The sequence below is a fragment of the Pseudooceanicola pacificus genome (assembly GCF_009789075.1).
GTDB lineage: Bacteria > Pseudomonadota > Alphaproteobacteria > Rhodobacterales > Rhodobacteraceae > Pseudooceanicola > Pseudooceanicola pacificus.
The window spans coordinates 1-16,455 of sequence record NZ_WNXQ01000006.1 but is presented as its reverse complement, the minus strand read 5'-3'; the positions used below and the strand labels follow the sequence as shown (position 1 = coordinate 16,455).

Here is a 16,455-nt window from a genome sequence, read left to right as displayed (position 1 = left end):
ATATCCCGTTGCAACCGGTGTGCGCGCCGGGGCCGCAGTGGCGTGCCCCCTCCCGGCAGATCGCGGCGTGATCGGCTGCCGCGCCGGGGATGAGGCCCGGGCCAGCGCGGGCGCGCGTCGGCATCCGGGTCCCCGGATCCGCGCGCCTCAGCTCTGGGGCACCAGACGCAGTTGGGACAGCAGGTGGTGGAACTTCTCGCCCTGCACCGCGACGTGGTCGCGCAACAGGCCCGACGCCCGGGTGCCGTCGCCCGCGGCGATCGCGTCCACGATCGCTTCGTGTTCGGCCATCGACTGCGCCAGCCGACCGCGCAGATGCAGCTGCATCCGGCGGTAGGGTTTCAGGCGGCGGTGCAGGCGCATGGCTTCCTGTTCCAGGAACCGGTTGCCGGACTGGGCATAGATCAGGTGATGAAAGGTTCCGTTCTGATCGTAATAGCGATCGGCATCCCCGTCTTCGAGCGCAAGGCGGCAGGCGGCATTGGCGCGACGCAGGGCATCAAGCTCGGCCTCGGTGCTGCGCAGGGCGGCCAGGCGGCCGCAGACCGCCTCGATCTCGGCCATGACCTCGAACATCTCCATGATCTCGACAGGCGTGGCCTGCCGGACAAAGACACCGCGGCGGGGCGCATGTTCGACCAGCCCGGCCTGGGCCAGCCGCTGGAAGGCTTCGCGGATCGGCGTGCGCGACACCGCGTGCTCTTCGGCGAGAGAGGCCTCGTCCAGCCGGGTGCCGGGCGCGAATCGGCCGGTCAGGATCTGCTCTTCCAACAGGGCCGCGATCCTGTCGGAACGGCTGCGGCCCTCGGCGGACTCCTGGATTCTGGAATGCGATCTCATGTTTTTCGTATACAAGATGGTTGACAGAGTACGCAACAACTTGTTTTCTGGCCCCATAGTTGTTCCGGAAAGGGACGGCCATGGGAGGAAAATCAATGAAACATCTACTCGCGGCGAGCGCTCTCGCCGCAGTTTTCGCGGGTGCGGCAGGTGCCGAGACCCTGAAGCTGTCTCACCAGTGGTCCGACAGCGATGTCCGCCACCAGGTCGCGCAGATGGTGGCCGACGAGGTCAAGGCGGCCAATGTCGATCTCGAGATCCAGATCTACCCGAACCAGACGCTGTTCAAGGCACGCGAGCAGTATACGCCGCTGTCGCGCGGGCAGCTCGACATGACGGTCCTGCCGCTGTCTTACGCGGGTGGCCAGCAGCCGGCCTATAACCTGACCCTGATGCCGGGGCTGGTGAAGAACCACGACCATGCCGCGCGTCTCTCGGCCTCGCCCTTCATGGCGAAGATCGAGGAGATCATGAACGGCGACGATGTGAAGACCCTGGTGCACGGCTATCTTGCCGGCGGATTCGGGTCGAACAAGGGCTGCATCACCAAGCCCGAGGACGTGAAGGGCGTGACCATCCGTGCCGCCGGATCGGCCTTCGAGGAGATGCTGGCCGGGGCAGGGGCCTCGATCAGTTCGATGGCGTCTTCCGAGATCTACCCGGCGCTGCAGACCGGCGTTCTGGACGCGACCAACACCTCGTCCGAAAGCTTCCTCAGCTATCGTCTCTATGAACAGCTGAAATGCTACACCCCGGCGGGCGAAACCGCGCTGTGGTTCATGTATCAGCCGCTGCTGATCAACAAGACCACCTTTGACGGTCTGAGCGAGGCGCAGCAGAAGGCGCTGATGGATGCCTCGGCCAAGGCCGAAGCCTGGTATCTGGAAAAGGCCAAGGAAGGCGACGCGATCACCACCAAGGCCTTTGCCGATGCGGGTGTGGAAATCGCCGAGATGACCCAGGCCGATTTCGACGCATGGCGTGACCTGGCCAAGACGACGTCCTACCCGACCTTCGTCAAGGACACGCCGAACGGGCAGGAACTGCTCGACATGGCGCTGAGCGTGCAATGACCCATATGCCCGCCGACATATCGCCGGCGGGCGCCGGCTATCGGCCGCCGCTGGTGCTTCGCGTGCTGGCGGCGGTCTCGACGGCCTTCGGCGTCATGGCGGCCTTCATGATCCTCGCGGCGGTGCTGGTCACCTGCCACATGATCTTTGTCCGTTCGGTCCTGGGCCAGTCGACCATCTGGCAGACAGAGGCCGTGATCTACCTTGTCATCGGCGCCACCCTGCTGGGCCTGTCCTATGTGCAGAAACTGCGCGGACATGTCGGTGTCGACCTGCTGCCGGGCTTGCTGCCGGTCGGGGCGCGGCGGGTTCTGGCCGTGATCGTGATGGCGCTGACCATCGCAATGGCCGCCGCCATGCTCTGGTACGGCTGGCACATGTTCGAACTGGCCTGGTCGAGGAACTGGAAATCCGAATCCGTGTGGAAATTCCCGCTCTGGATCACCTACCTCTGCATTCCCCTGGGGTTTGGCCTCTATCTGCTGCAACTGCTGGCAGACCTCTGGCTGGCGGCCTTTGCCCCGCCGCAGGCGCTGCCGATCCCGCATCCCGAAGAAAGCCTAGACTGATGGATCCTCTTCTGATCGGACTGGCCATTGCCGTGGCCACTGTGCTGGTGCTCTTTTCCGGCGTCTCCGTCGCCATCGGTCTTTTGCTGGTGGCCACGCTCTTCCTGCTGATCTTTGACGGCCCGCGCTCGCTGGAGGCACTGCCCGAGCTGTTCTATGCCGAGCTCAACTCTTTCGCGCTGCTGTCGATCCCGATGTTCATCATCATGGGCTCTGCCATCGCCTCGACCCGGGCCGGGCCGGACCTCTACGAGGCGCTGGAGCGCTGGCTGACCCGGGTGCCGGGCGGGCTGGTCGTGTCGAACCTGGGGGCCTGCGGCCTGTTCGCGGCCATGTCGGGATCCTCTCCGGCGACCTGCGCGGCCATCGGCAAGATGGGCATCCCCGAGATGCGCCGCCGCGGCTATCCGGCCGAGGTCGCCGCCGGGTCCATCGCGGCGGGCGGCACGCTGGGCATCCTGATCCCGCCCTCGGTCACGATGATCGTCTACGGGATTGCAACCGAAACCTCGATCGGGCGGCTGTTCCTTGCGGGCGTCATGCCGGGCGTTCTGCTCGTGGTGCTGTTCATCGCCTGGGCGATCTTTGACACCTGGCGGCGGGGGGCGGCGGCCACGGCGCTGTCCGGGGTGCGCTACACCTGGCGCCAGAAGATCGAGATCCTGCCCCGTGTCGTGCCCTTCCTGCTGATCATCGTCGGCGTGCTGGTGGCGCTTTACGGCGGCATCGCGACGCCGTCGGAAACCGCCGCCGTGGGCGCGCTGCTGTGCATCGTCGCGGCGATGGTGATCTACCGCATGGTCTCGCACCGCGAGCTCTGGCTGGTGCTCAAGGATTCCACCCGCGAGTCGGTGATGATCCTGTTCATCATCGGCGCGGCGGGGGTGTTCAGCTTCATGCTGTCCTCGCTCCTCGTCACCCAGTCGGTGGCGCAGTGGATCGCCGCGCTTGACGTGAACCGGTGGGTGCTGATGGCGATCATCAACCTCTTCCTGCTGGTCGCCGGCTTCTTCCTGCCGCCGGTGGCGGTGATCCTGATGTCGGCGCCGATCCTGCTGCCGATCATCACCTCGGCGGGGTTCGATCCCTACTGGTTTGCCGTCATCCTGACGATCAACATGGAGATCGGGCTGATCACGCCGCCGGTGGGTCTGAACCTCTATGTGATCAACGGCATCGCGCCCGACATCACGCTGCGCCAGATCCTGGTCGGTTCGCTGCCTTTCGTGGGCTGCATGATCCTGGCCATCGTGATCCTGTGCGCCTTTCCCGGCATCGCCACCTGGTTGCCAACCGCTGTCATGGGAGTCGCCCTGTGAGTATCCTGTCCGACGTTCTCGCCACCATCTTTGCCCGCCAGACCCGCAAGGCCCTGCCGCCGCCGCCGTCGGCCCGGTCGACCGAGGGGCTGATCCAGGACCTGCTGTCGACCAGCGGCGAGATCTCGGGGATGACCGCGGCGGCGCATATCCTCGACCGCTTCGGCAAGCTGGATGACGCGGGCAAGATCGCCTTCTTCGACCATCTTGCGGGCGATCTGGGCATCTCTCCGGATCAGGTGCGCGCGGCGATCGACGCCTTCGAGGCCGACCCGAACCCGGCGAATTACGCACGCTTCCTTGCCGCCGCCGAACCGGCCCGGCAAGAACTGGCCCGCCGCCTGAACCGGGTGCCCGGGGCGACGCCGCAGCTGGTGGCGATGCGCGCCGATCTGCTGCGCCTGATCCCGCGCAAGGATGCGCGCGCCCGGATCGACCTGGATTTCCAGCATCTCTTCACCTCGTGGTTCAACCGCGGCTTCCTTGTCCTGCGCCCGATTTCCTGGGAAAGCCCCGCGGCGATCCTGGAAAAGATCATCGCCTACGAGGCGGTGCATGCCATCGACAGCTGGGACGACCTGCGCCGCCGGGTCGAACCGGAGGACCGCCGCTGCTTTGCCTTCTTCCACCCCGCCATGCCGGACGAGCCGCTGATCTTTGTCGAGGTGGCGCTGACCCGGGGCATTCCCGGATCGGTCCAGAAGCTGCTGGCCGAGGACCGCGCGCCCCTGTCCGCCGAGGAAGCCGACACCGCCGTCTTCTATTCGATCTCGAACTGCCAGGCGGGGCTGGCGGGCATTTCCTTCGGCAATTCGCTGATCAAGCAGGTGTCCGAGGATCTGAAATCGGAACTGCCCGACATCACCACCTTCGTGACCCTTTCGCCCATCCCGACCCTGACGAAATGGATGAAGGAAGAGGGCATCGACCCCGCCAGCCTGGACGACGAGGCCCTCAGGGCAACAACCGCGCGCTTCCTGCTGACTGCCAAGCGGGGCGACGGGATGCCCTTTGACCCTGTGTCCCGCTTCCATCTGGGCAACGGCGCCCATGTGCATGCGGTGCATGTCGGCGCCGATACCTCGGACAAGGGCATGGCCGAAAGCGCGGGTGCGATGGTGAATTACCGATACGATCCCGAAACCTTTGCCGAAAACCACGAACGCTTTGCCGGCGACAAGGAAGTCGTCGCCTCGAAAGAGGTGCGCGCCCTGTTGCGCGCCAAGGCTGCCGCCTGAGGGAACAAGACATGGCCAACCCGCTGCACGACAGCCTGATCGCGCCGCTTGCGGAGCGCTACGACACCTTTCTGACCCTGCCGGATGGCACAACCCTGTCCGGGGCGGCGTTTTTTCGAATGGCCGAACGGCAGGCCGGGGCGCTTGCCTCGCTGGGCCTTGTGCCCGGCGACCGGCTGGCGGTGCAGGTCGAAAAATCCCCCCAGGCGCTGGCCCTCTACGCCGCCTGCGTGATGGCCGGGATCGTCTTCCTGCCGCTCAACACCGCCTATACCGCCGATGAGCTGGAATATTTCATCGGCGACAGCGAGGCCGGGGCCGTGATCTGCGGACCCGCCGCCGCCGGGACGGTCGCGCGGATCGCGGGCGGCGTGCCGGTCCTGACGCTGGATGCGGAGGGGCAGGGCAGCCTGAGCGACCGCGCCGCCGGGGATCATCCCTTTGTGCCGGCAGAGCGGGGGCCCGACGATCTGGCGGCGCTGCTTTATACCTCGGGCACCACCGGCCGGTCGAAGGGGGCGATGCTCAGCCAGGCCAATCTGCTGTCCAATGCCCTCACCCTGGCCGAGCTCTGGCGCTTCGGGGCCGATGATGTCCTGCTGCACGCCCTGCCGATCTTTCACACGCATGGCCTGTTCGTGGCGACCAACGTTGTGCTGGCCTCGGGCGGGTCGATGATCTTCCTGCCCAGGTTCGACGCCGACAACGTCATCCGCTGGCTGCCCGAGGCGACCTCGATGATGGGGGTGCCGACCTTCTACACCCGGCTGCTGTCCGACGAGCGCTTCACCTCGGAACTGACCAAGGGCATGCGGCTCTTCACCTCCGGCTCCGCCCCGCTTCTGGCCGAGACGCACCGCGAGTTCGAGTCCCGCACCGGGCATCGCATCCTCGAACGCTATGGCATGACCGAGACGAACATGAACACCTCGAACCCCTATGACGGGGAGCGGCGGGCCGGCACTGTCGGCTTCCCCCTGCCGGGGGTGGAGCTCAAGATCACCGATCCCGACACCGGCGCGACCCTTGCCGACGGCGCGGCCGGGATCATCGAGGTGCGCGGGCCGAACGTGTTCCAGGGCTATTGGCGGATGCCCGAGAAGACGGCCGCCGAACTGCGCGAGGACGGTTTCTTCATCACCGGCGACATCGGCCTGATAGACGAGGACGGCTATGTCCATATCGTCGGGCGGGCCAAGGATCTGATCATCTCGGGCGGGTACAACATCTATCCCAAGGAGATCGAGCTGATCCTCGACGAACAGGCGGATGTGCTGGAAAGCGCGGTGATCGGCGTGCCGCATCCGGATTTCGGCGAAGGCGTGGTCGCGGTGCTTGTCCCGCGTCCCGGCGCGCGGATCGACCCGGATGCCGTCCGCGCCGGGATTGCGCCCCGGCTGGCGAAGTTCAAGCAGCCCAAGGCCATCGAGATCCTGCCCGATCTGCCGCGCAACACCATGGGCAAGGTGCAAAAGAACCTGCTGCGCGACAGGTACGGGGCCATGTTCAAGGCGTGACGGGACGGGCTGTCCCGGGCGCGCCGGGGCAGCGGGCCGCGTAACCAAGGGCTGCCGCTCTCAGCCAGCCAGGGTGGACCCCCGGGCGAGCAGCTCGGGATCGGGGGCCTTGACGTCGGATGTGTCCGACCCGGCCTCGATCCTTTCGACCAGCAGGCGGGTGGCCAGGTCGGCGACCTCGTCCAGATGCAGGTTGAGCGCGGTCAGGGGCGGCGTTTCGCTGCGGGCGCGCAGGCCATCGTACCGGGTCGCGACCTTCACCGCGCCCGGCACCGACAACCCGCGCGTGCGCAGGGCCGACATCACCCCCGTTGCCATTGCGTCGATGGGCACCAGAATACCGTCCGGCGCGCCGCCATTGGCGATATGCGCGTCAATGGCCCGCTCGGCGCCGATCTCTCCATCGGCTTCGGGCAGGGCGATGATCTCTGGCGTCAGGCCCAGCGTGGCGCAGCGTTCCCGATAGACCTCGCGGAACGCCAGGTTCGAGGCGCGGGCGCTTTGTCCGATGACCAGAGGAATGCGCCGGGCGCCGAGCTCGACCAGATGATCGAAGAGCAGGGTGGCCATCTGGCGATAGTCCAGGGTCACCGAGGGGTCGGACATGCCCGCCGCCGGGCCGATCAGCACCGTGGGCACACCCCGCGCGGCCAGCAGCGCGCGATAGGGATCGTCAGCCGAGGGTTCGACCAGGATCGCACCGTCGAACCCGATGGTGCCAAGCGCCGTGGCCGGATCCGCGATCGGCGGGATCAACAGGAGCGCGAGGTTGTTCTGCATCGCCGACTCGGCGGCCGAGGCCGCGATTTCCATCAGGAAGCCAAGGCGCGACTGCCCGCCCGCAACGGCAATCGGCATTGACGAAAAGATCGCGATGGTTCCCGCGCGCCCGGTGCGCATGCCACGGGCGGCGAGGTTCGGGACATAGCCCAACTGCTCGATCGCCGCGGTGATCCGGGCCTGGGTCTGCGAATCGACCCGGCGTTTGCCGCTCAGCGCATTGGATACGGTGCCTGCGGACACGCCCGCGACCCGGGCGACATCCTTGACCGTGGCCCGCTTGTTCAGGGTGTCAGGTGCCCTTGCCATGCAATTTCTGCCCTTTTTCCGCGCAATCGGGCCAGGTTTCCGCCCGTCCGCGCGCCATTGTAAGAATTTCGGCCTCTTGGTGAGATTAAAACGTTTTAAGACGACCGGACGCAAGGCATAAAGTCATTAAAACGTTTTACTGTGAGCCGGAGGACAGAATGTTGGACAGACTGCAAGGCACTTTCGACCCCGAACACGCCAGCGACGTGACGCTGCAGCGGCGCAGGCTTGGCCTGACCGCGCTGGATCGCTCCAGGACCGCGGGCGGCTATACGCTCTATGCCCGCCAGACCGGCGGCGGCGTTGTCGACCTGGTCGATATCGACGGCAACACCGCCCATCAGTGGCAGATGCCCGTGCGCCCCGGCCGCGACGCGGTGATCCTGCCGAACGGCAACCTGGGCTATAACGGCAGCCACGCGACATCCGCCGCGCTCTATCCCGCCTGGGATCTCTGGCACGGCGGGGATTTCTACGAGGCCACCCCGGATGTCGAGATCGTCTGGCGGTACGAGGACATCTATCACCACCACGATGCGCAATGGCTGCCGAACGGCGATCTGCTCTACACCGTGGCCGCCGAACTGCCCGCGCATCTGGCCAAACGCATCTGCGGTGGCGATCCGCGCAAGGACGGGGCCGACGGCATCTTTCAGTCCGATATCGTCCGGCAGGTGAACCGCAAGGGCGAAACCGTCTGGGAATGGTGCATCTGGGATCACATCGACCCCGCCGACCTGCCGGTGCACCCGATCTTTGACCGGCGCCACTGGCCGATGATCAACGGCGTGTCCGAAACGAAGGACGGGCTGATCCTGATGAGCCTGCGCACCACCTCGGGCGTCATCGCGGTGGAAAAGGCCAGCGGCCGCATCGTCTGGCATGCCGGCACCGACGTGGTTGCCCAGCAACACACGCCGATCATGATGGATGACGGCACCGTGCTGGTGTTCGACAACGGCAACCTGCGGGTTGGCTCGTCGAACCCCTATTCCCGCGCGCTGCAGTTCGATCCCGCAACGATGGAAACGGTCTGGGCCTATGCCGACCCGAACGCGCCCAGCTTCTTCTCGCCCTTCATGGGCAGCGCGCAGCGGCTGGCGAACGGCAACACGTTCATCTGCGAAAGCGCGTTCGGGCGGCTGTTCGAGGTGACACCGGCGGGCGAAATGGCCTGGGAATTCGTGATCCCCGACTTCGCCGAATATCCCGCGCCGCTGAACCAGTTCATCAAGGGCGGGCACAACGGCTGTTTCCGGGCGCATCGCTACAGCGCGGAGCAGGTGGCATGGCTGTGACGGACCTCCCCCGCCCCCCGAACGCCACGCTGCCCCGGGTCGCCCGGGTGCTGTCTCAGGGCGCGCGCACCGGCGCGACCCTCGGGCTGCCGCTGATCTCTTTCGCCTTCGTCCTGGGGCTCTGGTCGCTGGTCGGCCTCTCGGGGGTGGTGAAAGAGGCGATCTTTCCCGCGCCCTGGTCAGTCTGGTCCGCCACGGTCGAGATGTGGCGGAACGGGACGCTGCAGACCGACCTGGCGAAATCGCTGGGCCGGGCGGCGGTCGGCTTTGGCATCGGCGCGACGCTGGGCGTCATGATGGGCCTTCTGACCGGCCGCGTGGCGGTGGTGCGGACCCTGCTGAACCCGTTCCTGAACCTGCTGCGCCCGATCCCGGCCATCGCGCTGGTCCCCGTGGCCATCGTCTGGTTCGGCATCGGCGAGGGGTCGAAATACTTCGTCGTCTCCTACACCGTCTTTCTGACGGTCTGGTTCAACACCCACCACGGCATGCAATACGTGCCGGAAACCTACCTGCGCGCGGCCCGCACCCTGGGGGCGTCGAAACTGCGCGAATTCGCGACCGTCGTGCTGCCGGCCGCCGCCCCGCATATCTTCGCAGGCATCCGTCTGGGCGTGGCGCTGGCCTTCCTCAGCCTGGTGGCCGCCGAACTGTCGGGCGCCTCGTCCGGCATCGGCTTCCGCCTGCAGGAAGCGCGGCAATACGTCCGCACGGATCGCATGTTCTCGCTGCTGATCATCCTCGGCATCCTCGGCGCGCTCGCCGACCTCGTGGTGCACTGGATCGGCAAGAAACTCGTTCACTGGGAGCAGGGATGATGACCGATACCACCCAATCCAGAGGCCGCGTGGAGATCGACGATGTCGTGATCCGCTTCAAGGGCAAGCAGGGCACGGTGACGGCGCTGGAACGCACCTCGCATGTGCTTGAACCCGGCACCTTCACCTCGCTGATCGGCCCGTCGGGCTGCGGCAAGTCCACGCTGATGAACGCCATCGCGGGCTTTGTCACCCCGGCCGAGGGCGCGTTGCGGCTGGATGGCAAGCCGATCACCGGGCCTTCGCCCGAGGTCGGCGTGATCTTTCAGCAATATGCCCTTTTCCCCTGGTTCACGGCGCTGAACAACGTCCGCTTCGGGCTCAAGCAGTTCGGCCTGTCCAAGCGCGAGGAAATCGACCGCGCCCGCGCCGCGCTGGACGAGGTCGGGCTGGCGGCCCATGCGGACAAGTATCCGCAACAGCTCTCGGGCGGGATGAAGCAGCGGGTCGCCATCGCGCGCACCTTTGCGGTGGAACCCAAGGTGCTGCTGATGGACGAACCCTTTGGTGCGCTGGATGCCCAGACCCGGCTGGTGATGCACGATCTGCTGCTCGGCATCTGGCGCAAGCACAAGGCCACCGTCCTGTTCGTCACCCATGACGTAGACGAGGCGCTGCTGCTGTCGGACCACGTCCAGGTGATGAGCCAGGCGCCCGGCCGCCTCATCCGCCATTACCACCTGACGCAGGAGAGGCCGCGCGCCCTCAGCCGGTCGGGCAACGAGCTGCTGGAGATCCGGGACGAGATCCTGGGCCTGCTTCACCCCAAGACCATGCTTGCAGACACCCTCTGAAGGAGACCGAGATGAAACACCTTTCCCCCCTTGCCCTTGCCGCCGCCGCCATGCTGGCACCCCTTGCCGCCAGCGCCGAAGAGCTGACCTTTGCCTGGACACCCAACCCGCAGACCCCGCAGGTCGATATCGCGATCCAGAAGGGCTATTTCGACGACGCCGGGCTCGACATCAACTTCGTCGCCTTCAACACCGGGCGCGAGGGGTTCGAGGCGATGGTCGGCGGTCAGGTCGACGTGACCTTCATGGCCGAGTTCCCCGCCGCCGTCGGCGCGCTGACCGGGGCCGAATTCTCGGTCATTGGCGATCTGGCGCGCTATACCGGGTCGCGGGTCATCGTGAACACCGCATCGGGCGCCATCGACAGCCCCGCCGACCTGGCCGGCAAGCGGGTCGGCACGACCATCGGCACCAATGTGAACTTCTACCTCGACGAGGTGCTGAAGCAGGCCGGCGTGCAGGCCGAGGTCGTCGGCGCGGCCCCGCCGGATCTGGTGCCCGCCCTGGCCCGTGGGGACCTGGACGCGATCGTGCCCTTCCCGACCTTCTACGGCGCGGCGGCCGGCATGCTGGGCGACTCCTACGGCGAACTGCGCGTGCCGGGCTACGAGGTGCATTACATCCTCGCCGCCTCGCCCGAGATGACCGGAGAGCGTGCCGCCGTGCTCGACGCCTTCATGGCCGCGCTGGCCAGGGCCGATGCCGATGTGAAGGCCGATCCGCAGGCCGCGATGGAGGCGGTCAGCGCCTCGATGATGGGCGCGCTGTCGCCCGAGGCACTGGCCGCCATGTGGCAGGATGTCGATGTCGGCCTCAAGCTCGACACCGGCCTGGCCGAACTGCTGGTCGCCGAGGCGGACTGGGTCCTGTCCAAGGGCGTGGTGCGCGGCGAGCCGGTGAGCATCGAGGCGATGCTGACGCATTTCGCCCCCGGGCCGCTCGCCAAGGCAGCCCCCGAGGCCGTCGATCTGCCCTGATCCCGCGGCCCCGGCCCGCCGTGGGCCGGGGCGCTGCTGGCTGGCGGGGCGCGACCCGGACCCCGCGGCGCGCCCTGCATGGCAGGCCGACGCGATGACCCGGGCCGGCCCGTCCGGGATATTGCCCTTTCCAGCGACGGCGTTGGGGATCGCCCCGGCGGCCTTGATCGCCGCGCCCCGGACACCTTCGCCCATCACACCCTCAGATGATGTATGCAGGCCGCATCCGGCAAGTGTATACAAGATAAGACTTTCCAACCTGCCCCATATGCGCGACCTTCCTCTGGCCAGCGGGGGCGGCCATGACGAGGGAGACGGGCCTTGGACGGAAATCCATCCGGGGGACAGGCAACCCAGGCGACGGGCCCGCGCGCGCCCACCGTGCTGGACCAGGCGGTGTGGAGCTATCTGCGCCAGTCGGCCTCTCCGCATGAATTCGCCCAGGCCTGGCTGGCCCTGGTCTGCCAGTTCATCGGCGGGGTGCAGGCCGCCGCGCTGGTGATGCCCGACGACAGCGCCGGCCGTTTTGTCCCCTTCTCCATCTGGCCCGAAAAGGCCGAGCTGGGCCGCGACCTGACCGCCGCCACCGAACGCGCGATGGCCGAGCGCCAGGGCGTGCTGCGCGAGATGGCCCCCGACAGCGGCGAAATGTGCCTGGCCTATCCCTATATGCGCGACGAGAGGCTGACCGCCGTGGTCGCCCTGCGCATGACCCGCGCCGACGAGGCCGGGACCCGGCGGGTGATGCGCCAGCTGCAATGGGCTGCCGGGTGGATCGAGCTGCTGGACCGCAGGCAGGCGCTGGCCGAGACCGAACGCGAGAGGGACCGGGGCCGGGCGGCGCTGGAGGTGCTGGTCTCGATGCTGGAACGGCGGGATCACAAATCCGCCGCCATGGCCGTGGCCACCGCAACGGCGGCCGCGCTTGGCCTGGAACGGGTGGGCATCGGCATGGTCCGCCGCCGGGGGCTGAAACTGACCGCCCTGTCGCATTCGGCCGAGCTGGGCACCCAGCTGATGCTGTCCAAGGCCCTGCGCGAGGCGATGCTGGAATCGCTCGACCAGGGCGCGCCGATCCTGCGCAGCACCGACATGCTGGCCGAAGCGGGCGAGGACCCCCAGGTTTCCCGCGCGCATGAGGCTCTGATCCGCGGCTTTGGCGCGATGAGCGCCTTCACCCTGCCGCTCTACGATGCCGGCGATCAGGCCGTGGGTGCGATGACGCTGGAATCGCGCCACCCCGACGGCATCCCGGCAGAGACGCGGGACCTGGCCCGGGGCATCGCCGCGCTGGTGGGGCCGATCCTGCATCAGAAGCGGCTGAACGACCGGCCCTGGTGGCTGCGCCTGCTGCATGCGGCGGGCGGGGTGCTTGGCGGCCTGCTGGGCCCGTCCCGCATGGGGCTGAAGATGTTCGTGCTGCTGGCCGGGTTTGCCGTGCTCTTCTTCTCGACCGCGACGACGGTGTTCGAGGTGACGGCGGAGGCCCGTCTGGAGGGGCAGGTGCAGCGGGTGATCTCGGCCCCCTTCGACGGATATCTGGTGGAACAGGCGGTGCGGCCCGGCGACCGGGTGGTGGCCGGCGACGTGCTGGCGCAGCTCGACGATCAGGATATCCGGCTGCAACTGCTGGCCGCGGAATCCGAGCTGCAGGAGCACCGGATCGAGTTGAACGCCGCCGTCGCCGCGGCCCGGCGCACCGACCAGGCGCTGCTGCAGGCGCAGATCGACCAGGTGTCGGCGCAGCGCGATCTGCTGCTGGCCCAGCTGGACCGCAGCGTGCTGCGCGCGCCCTTCGACGGGGTTGTCGTCTCGGGTGACCGCAGCCAGGAACTGGGATCCGCCGTCGAGCGGGGGGAGGAGCTCTTCATCGTCGCCCCGCTTGGCGATTACCGCCTGCGCCTGATGGTGGCCGAACGCGACATCGCCGAGATGCAGCCGGGCCAGACCGGGCAGGTGCGCTTTTCGGCCCAGCCCGACGAGGTCTTTCCCTTTGCCGTGAACCGCATCCTGCCGGTGGCGCAGGCCGAAGGCGGGGCCAACCGCTTTGCCGTCGAGGCGCTGATGGAGCGCGCCAGCACCGAGGGCGGCGCGACCCTGCTGCCGGGGATGGAGGGCATCGCCCGGGTCGCCGTCGACCGCCGCCTGCTGGTCGATGTCTGGACCCGTGACGCGGTGGAATGGCTGCGCCTGTTCCTGTGGCGGTGGAAGCCCTGATCATGGCGCAGGCGCCCAACCCCTTTTCCGCCGTCTGGGCACGGATCGCGCTGCTGACGCCCTCGCTGCGCCCGCATGCCGAGCTCTACCGCCAGTTCTTTCGCGGCGGGCTGTGGTATATCGCCGAGGACCGGGCCAGCGGACGGTTCTTCCGCTTCTCGCCCGAGGCCTATGCGATCATCGGGCTGATGGACGGACGGCGCAGCCTGGCCGAGATCTACCGCATCGCCGAACGCCGGCTTGGCAGCGACCTGCCCTCGCAGGACGAGATCATCCAGCTGCTTTCGCAGCTCTACCTCGCCGGGCTGCTGACCACGGATACCGAACCCGACCTCGACGAGATCGGCGAGCGCGCCCGCACCACGGCACGGCGCAAGCTGATGCAGTCGATCCGCAACCCGCTGGGGATCCGGATCCCGCTGTTTCCCATCGACGGCTTCGTCTCGACCCTGATGCCGCTGGTCCGGCCGCTGTTTACCTGGGTCGGCTTCCTGCTGTGGCTCTGCCTCGTGGTGGCCGGTGTCACCTCGGCCGGTATCCACTGGGAGGCGCTGACCACCGACGTGACCGACCGGGTGCTGTCGACGCAGGGCATCGCGCTGCTTCTGATCGCCTATCCGCTGGTCAAGGCGCTGCACGAGCTGGGCCACGGCTTTGCGGTCAAGCACTGGGGCGGGCAGGTGCGCGAGGTGGGGGTGATGCTGCTGGTCTTCATGCCGGTGCCCTATGTCGATGCCTCGGCCGCCATCGGCTTCAGCTCGAAACGGCAGCGGATCGTGGTGGGGGCCGCCGGGGTGATGGTGGAACTGGCGCTGGCCGCCACCGCCGCGCTGGTGTGGCCCGAGATGCAGCCCGGGCCGCTCAGGGCGCTGGCCTTCAACGTGATGCTGATCGGCGGGGTCTCGACCCTGCTGTTCAACGGCAACCCGCTGCTGCGGTTCGACGGCTATTACGTGTTCTCCGACCTGATCGAGGTGCCCAACCTCGCCCCCCGGTCGCGCAACTACCTGACCTACCTGGTGCGGCGCTACCTGTTCGGCCTGCCGCATGCCGCCTCGCCCGTCACGGCGCGCGGAGAGCGGCCCTGGCTGGCGACCTATGCCATCGCGGCCTTCCTCTACCGCATCGTGATCATGACCGGGATCACGCTCTTCGTGGCGGGCAAGTTCTTCTTCGTCGGGATCGGGCTGGCGATCTGGGCGGTCTTCATGTTCATCGGCGCGCCGATCCTCAAGCTGCTGCGCTACCTGATGACGGCCTCGGAGCTGGATCAGAGACGGGGCCGGGCGCTGGTGGCGACCCTGATCCTGGCCGGGCTGATCGCCGGGCCGCTGGTGGTGGTGCCGCTGCCCGATGCGACCGTGGCGCAGGGCGTCGTCTGGGTGCCGGGAGAGACGCGGGTGATCGCCCGCACCGACGGCTGGCTGCAGGCGCTGGACCGCGCGCCGCACGAGGTCGCCGCCGCCGGGGCGCCCCTCGGGCGGCTGGTGAACCCGCTGATCGACGCCCGCGAACGGGTGGTCATCGCCCGGATGGAGGAAGCGCGGATCCGCCTTGCCTCCAGCGACGTCGGGCGCCCGGTGCAGCAGGGGATCGAGGCGGCGCGGATGGAACTGGCGGCCGGAGAGCTGGAGCGCATTTCCGCCCGCCGCGAGGGGCTGGAGATACTGGCGCCGCAGCCGGGCCGGTTCGAGCCGCTGCTCGATGGCACCGAGGGCGGGTATTTCCGCAAGGGGGCGCTGCTTGGCTATGTCCTGCGGACCGATGGCTGGTTCGTGCGGGCGGTGATCCCGCAGACCCAGATCGACCTGGTGAACGGGCGGACGCGGGGCATTGCGGTGCGGCTCTCCTCGGCGCTGGATCGGGTCTATCCCGCCCGGATGGTGGCCCAGACCCCGCGCGCGACCTTTCAGCTGCCCAGCCCCGCGCTTGGCACGCAGGGCGGCGGGCGGATCCTGTCGGACCCGGCGCATGGCGGGGTGCTGGCGCTGGAAAGCGTGTTCGTCGTGGACATCGCCGTCGACGGGCCCGATGCGGCGCCGTTCTTCAACGAGAGGGTCTATGTCCGCTTCGACCACGGCTCTGCCTCGCTGGCGCGGCAGGGGTGGCGGTCGGTGCGGCAGGTCTTCCTCGACCGGTTCGGGCTCTGAGCGATGGCGCGGCGCGGCAGGCAGGAGGGCGGGCCGGTCGACCGGGCGGCGTTCCGGCTCTGGGTGATGCTCTGGCCGCTGATGCGCCCCGTCGCGCTGATGCGGCACCGGGCGGTGGCGCTGGCCGCGCTGCGCGGTGCCCGCCGGGGCGAGGCGGGGCGGATGGCACGCGCCGTCACCGCGCGCGGGCAGGGCGATCCCTGGCGGGTGGTGACCCGGGCCGTGGCGATGACGCATGGCTGGCTGGTGGCGGATCGTGATCCGGCCCGGCGGCGGGCCACGTTCGAACTGGCGGGGCTGGCCCTGGCACAGCACCCGCGCGGGGTGCGCATGGTGCAGGCCATCGGGGCGGTTGGCGACGATCCGGCGCTGATGGCGGCCTTTGACCGGCTGGGTATTCCGCTGACACCCCTGCCTGACGACCTGCCGCCGGACGCGCGGCAGGCACTGGCTGGGCGGCGCGCGGTGCTCGGCAGCTTTCGCGGCGCCTGCCGCGACACCCTGCGCGACCGTGTGGTGCTGGGCGAGGCCGCCAGCGGGCTGCGGCTGGCAACGC

General features: G+C 68.1%; 14 protein-coding genes. 12 read left to right on the top strand and 2 right to left on the bottom strand.

Going from position 1 to position 16,455, the window contains the following annotated elements:
- Positions 1 to 147 precede the first annotated feature (147 nt).
- The gene (locus GLS40_RS11540; protein WP_160382881.1) at positions 148 to 840 is read right to left on the bottom strand and encodes a GntR family transcriptional regulator; all 693 of its coding nucleotides are present in this window, start codon (positions 838 to 840) and stop codon (positions 148 to 150) included.
- 95 nt (positions 841 to 935) lie between these two features.
- Between GLS40_RS11540 and dctP the strand changes: the two genes are divergently transcribed.
- The 5 genes from dctP to GLS40_RS11515 are packed head-to-tail and all read left to right on the top strand — an operon-like array spanning position 936 to position 6,556.
- The gene (gene dctP, locus GLS40_RS11535) at positions 936 to 1,913 is read left to right on the top strand and encodes a TRAP transporter substrate-binding protein DctP (protein WP_160382880.1); all 978 of its coding nucleotides are present in this window, start codon (positions 936 to 938) and stop codon (positions 1,911 to 1,913) included.
- 5 nt (positions 1,914 to 1,918) lie between these two features.
- Positions 1,919 to 2,482 carry a TRAP transporter small permease gene (locus tag GLS40_RS11530; RefSeq protein ID WP_408003729.1) on the top strand — a complete coding sequence of 188 codons (564 nt, stop codon included), beginning with the start codon at positions 1,919 to 1,921 and terminating at the stop codon, positions 2,480 to 2,482.
- Positions 2,482 to 3,801: a TRAP transporter large permease gene (locus tag GLS40_RS11525; protein ID WP_160382878.1), complete on the top strand. Its 1,320-nt coding sequence runs from the start codon at positions 2,482 to 2,484 to the stop codon at positions 3,799 to 3,801. Before GLS40_RS11530 ends, GLS40_RS11525 begins: the two co-directional genes overlap by 1 nt.
- On the top strand, positions 3,798 to 5,039 hold the full coding sequence (locus GLS40_RS11520; RefSeq protein WP_160382877.1) for a malonyl-CoA decarboxylase: 1,242 nt from the start codon (positions 3,798 to 3,800) through the stop codon (positions 5,037 to 5,039). Before GLS40_RS11525 ends, GLS40_RS11520 begins: the two co-directional genes overlap by 4 nt.
- Before the next feature lie 11 nt (positions 5,040 to 5,050).
- Complete coding sequence (locus tag GLS40_RS11515) at positions 5,051 to 6,556, top strand: malonate--CoA ligase (RefSeq protein ID WP_160382876.1); 1,506 nt, start codon at positions 5,051 to 5,053, stop codon at positions 6,554 to 6,556.
- 60 nt (positions 6,557 to 6,616) lie between these two features.
- Here the strand turns inward: GLS40_RS11515 and GLS40_RS11510 are convergent, their stop codons facing one another.
- A complete protein-coding gene (locus GLS40_RS11510) occupies positions 6,617 to 7,645 on the bottom strand; it encodes a substrate-binding domain-containing protein (protein ID WP_160382875.1) in 1,029 nt (342 codons plus the stop codon).
- A gap of 158 nt (positions 7,646 to 7,803) precedes the next feature.
- Here GLS40_RS11510 and GLS40_RS11505 point away from each other — a divergent pair, with 158 nt between their 5' ends.
- The 7 genes from GLS40_RS11505 to GLS40_RS11475 form a co-directional block, all read left to right on the top strand.
- Positions 7,804 to 8,943 carry an aryl-sulfate sulfotransferase gene (locus tag GLS40_RS11505; protein WP_160382874.1) on the top strand — a complete coding sequence of 380 codons (1,140 nt, stop codon included), beginning with the start codon at positions 7,804 to 7,806 and terminating at the stop codon, positions 8,941 to 8,943.
- On the top strand, positions 8,934 to 9,761 hold the full coding sequence (locus GLS40_RS11500) for an ABC transporter permease (RefSeq protein ID WP_160382873.1): 828 nt from the start codon (positions 8,934 to 8,936) through the stop codon (positions 9,759 to 9,761). Before GLS40_RS11505 ends, GLS40_RS11500 begins: the two co-directional genes overlap by 10 nt.
- On the top strand, positions 9,761 to 10,555 hold the full coding sequence (locus GLS40_RS11495) for an ABC transporter ATP-binding protein (protein ID WP_160382872.1): 795 nt from the start codon (positions 9,761 to 9,763) through the stop codon (positions 10,553 to 10,555). The genes GLS40_RS11500 and GLS40_RS11495 overlap by 1 nt, the downstream gene beginning before the upstream one ends.
- Before the next feature lie 11 nt (positions 10,556 to 10,566).
- On the top strand, positions 10,567 to 11,532 hold the full coding sequence (locus GLS40_RS11490; RefSeq protein WP_160382871.1) for an ABC transporter substrate-binding protein: 966 nt from the start codon (positions 10,567 to 10,569) through the stop codon (positions 11,530 to 11,532).
- A 321-nt stretch (positions 11,533 to 11,853) separates the two neighbouring features.
- Positions 11,854 to 13,749, top strand: a complete 1,896-nt coding sequence (locus GLS40_RS11485; RefSeq protein ID WP_160382870.1) for an efflux RND transporter periplasmic adaptor subunit — start codon at positions 11,854 to 11,856, stop codon at positions 13,747 to 13,749.
- Positions 13,713 to 15,899, top strand: coding sequence for a peptidase M50 (locus tag GLS40_RS11480; protein WP_160382869.1), 2,187 nt, complete (start codon positions 13,713 to 13,715; stop codon positions 15,897 to 15,899). The genes GLS40_RS11485 and GLS40_RS11480 overlap by 37 nt, the downstream gene beginning before the upstream one ends.
- A gap of 3 nt (positions 15,900 to 15,902) precedes the next feature.
- The coding region (locus GLS40_RS11475; protein ID WP_160382868.1) for a hypothetical protein at positions 15,903 to 16,455 on the top strand (553 nt) is incomplete at its 3' end.

Coding starts and splice junctions, on each gene's coding strand:
- GLS40_RS11540 (WP_160382881.1), bottom strand. CDS start 840: ATGAGATCGCATTCCAGAATCCAGGAGTCCGCCGAGGGCCGCAGCCGT.
- dctP (WP_160382880.1), top strand. CDS start 936: ATGAAACATCTACTCGCGGCGAGCGCTCTCGCCGCAGTTTTCGCGGGT.
- GLS40_RS11530 (WP_408003729.1), top strand. CDS start 1,919: ATGCCCGCCGACATATCGCCGGCGGGCGCCGGCTATCGGCCGCCGCTG.
- GLS40_RS11525 (WP_160382878.1), top strand. CDS start 2,482: ATGGATCCTCTTCTGATCGGACTGGCCATTGCCGTGGCCACTGTGCTG.
- GLS40_RS11515 (WP_160382876.1), top strand. CDS start 5,051: ATGGCCAACCCGCTGCACGACAGCCTGATCGCGCCGCTTGCGGAGCGC.
- GLS40_RS11510 (WP_160382875.1), bottom strand. CDS start 7,645: ATGGCAAGGGCACCTGACACCCTGAACAAGCGGGCCACGGTCAAGGAT.
- GLS40_RS11505 (WP_160382874.1), top strand. CDS start 7,804: ATGTTGGACAGACTGCAAGGCACTTTCGACCCCGAACACGCCAGCGAC.
- GLS40_RS11500 (WP_160382873.1), top strand. CDS start 8,934: ATGGCTGTGACGGACCTCCCCCGCCCCCCGAACGCCACGCTGCCCCGG.
- GLS40_RS11495 (WP_160382872.1), top strand. CDS start 9,761: ATGACCGATACCACCCAATCCAGAGGCCGCGTGGAGATCGACGATGTC.
- GLS40_RS11490 (WP_160382871.1), top strand. CDS start 10,567: ATGAAACACCTTTCCCCCCTTGCCCTTGCCGCCGCCGCCATGCTGGCA.
- GLS40_RS11480 (WP_160382869.1), top strand. CDS start 13,713: ATGGCTGCGCCTGTTCCTGTGGCGGTGGAAGCCCTGATCATGGCGCAG.